This is a genomic window from Streptomyces sp. NP-1717 (assembly GCF_022695985.1).
Lineage (GTDB): Bacteria > Actinomycetota > Actinomycetes > Streptomycetales > Streptomycetaceae > Streptomyces.
Window position 1 is genome coordinate 1 of sequence record NZ_JAAPBF010000439.1, and the last position, 1,984, is coordinate 1,984.

The window sequence follows — 1,984 nt, forward strand, 5'->3', positions numbered from 1 at the left end:
TATCTGGCGGCCGAAGACGATGAACATCGCCAGCAGCGGCAGGGTGCCGAGCAGCGCGCCCGCCATGATCACGGACTGGTCGCGCACATAACCGGCGCTGAGCTGGGTGAGAGCGACGGGCACCGTGGGGTTGGTCATGTCGAGAGCGATGAACGGCCAGAAGAAGTCGTTCCACGCGTGTACGAACGTGATCATGAAGAGGACCGCCATGGGCGGCCGGGCGATCGGCAGCACGATGCTCCAGAAGATCCGGAGCGAATGCGCGCCGTCCAGGCGCCCGGCCTCGATGAGTTCGTCGGGCAGCGCCTCCTTGAGGTACTGCCTCATGAAGAACACGCCGACGGCGCTGACCAGCGTCGGGAAGATGACGGACGGGAGTGTCTGCCCCCAGCCGAGTTCGGCCATCATCATGAACAGCGGTACGACTCCGAGCTGCGGCGGCACCATCATCGTGCCGATGACCAGCAGCAGGAGAAGGTTCCGTCCCCTGAAGCGCAGCTTGGCGAAGGCGAAGCCGGCCAGGGTGGCGAAGAAGACCGTCGACAGCGCGATGGCGCCGGCGACGATCAGGCTGTTGATCATCGCCTTGCCCATGGCCGCGTCCTGCCAGGCGATGCCGAGGTTCTTGAGCAGGTTCGGGCCAGGCAGGAAGGGCGGCGGGGTCTGCGACACCCGGGTGTTGTCGGTGGACGCGGCGACCACGGTCCAGTACAGCGGGAAGAGGGAGATGAGCGCGGCGATGCCGAGCAGGATGTAGGCGAGCGGTCCGGCGTGGTGCTGGCGGCCGGCGCCGGGGCGCAGCGCGAGGCGCGTCCGGCGGCGGCCGGAGGTCGCGGTGGCCTTGGGGGCCCGTTCGCGCGCGTCCGCCCGGACGGGTGCGGTGTCGATGGTCATGCGGCTGCTGCTCCCTGGTCAGGACGTGGCGGACGGCGTGGACTTGGCCTTCTTGGTGACCTTGGCGGTCCGTGCCGGCCGGCCCGCCTTGACGCGGGCGGCGAGGCGTTGGATGACGAAGACGAGGACGAGGATCAGGAACATGGCCCAGGCGATCGTCGCGGCCCGGCCCATCTGGTAGTTCTTCCAGCCCTCTTCGTAGAGGAGCAGCCCCAGCGTCTGGTACTGGTTGTCGGCGCCCCCGCTGATGCCGTTCGGTCCCTGGCCGAAGATCAGTGGCTCGCCGAAGAGCTGGGTCGCGCCGATCGTGGAGAGCACGATGGTGAAGACGATCGTGGCGCTGATGCCGGGGATGGTGACCTGGCGGAACTGCTGCCAGCGTGACGCCCCGTCGATGGCGGCGGCCTCGTACAGATCCCTCGGTATCGCCTGCATCGCCGCGAGGTAGAGCAGGGCGTTGTAGCCGGTCCAGCGCCAGATGACGATGGCGGAGATGGCGAACTGGGCGGGCCATTTCTGGTTCTCCCAGTCGATGTTCTCGACCCCGAAGAAGCTCAGGCCCCAGTTGATCATGCCGAAGTCGCGCTCGAAGAGCATGGTGAAGACGAGTGCGGCGGCGGCGATGGAGGTGGCGTACGGGGTGAGGACGGCGACCCGGAAGAACGTGGAGCCACGAAGCCGGTAGTTGAGGAGATGGGCGAGGACCAGCGCCATCAGCAGCTGCGGGACCGTGGAGATGACACCGATGGTGAAGGTGTTGGTCAGCGCGTTCCAGAACCGCTCGTCGTCGATGAGTTCGGTGAAGTTGGCGAGTCCCCGCCACTCCATCATGTCCATGGTGGACAGCTCGACGCGGTGCAGCGAGATCCAGAAGGTGTAGATGAGCGGGTAGAGGCCGAAGGCCCCGAAGATCAGGAAGAACGGGGCGATGAAGGCGTACGGCACCGCTCGTACGTCCAGCCGGTGCAGGATGTTGCGTCGCGACTGGCCGGCGGTCGTGCCGCGGCCTGCGCCGCCCTTCCCGGTGGAGCCGTCCGGTGTCGGGGGCGGCTGCCCGTCGGTACGGGCTGCCGGGGTGGAGGTGGCCACG

The 1,984-nt window shown here is 67.5% G+C and carries 2 protein-coding genes; both read right to left on the reverse strand.

Annotated features, from left to right (window positions below; all coding sequences use genetic code 11):
• On the reverse strand, positions 1-894 hold an 894-nt coding region (locus GXP76_RS35320), incomplete at its 3' end, for a carbohydrate ABC transporter permease (RefSeq protein WP_242575705.1).
• An 18-nt stretch (positions 895-912) separates the two neighbouring features.
• Positions 913-1,983: a carbohydrate ABC transporter permease gene (locus GXP76_RS35325; RefSeq protein ID WP_242575706.1), complete on the reverse strand. Its 1,071-nt coding sequence runs from the start codon at positions 1,981-1,983 to the stop codon at positions 913-915.
• Between the last annotated feature and the right edge of the window lies 1 nt (position 1,984).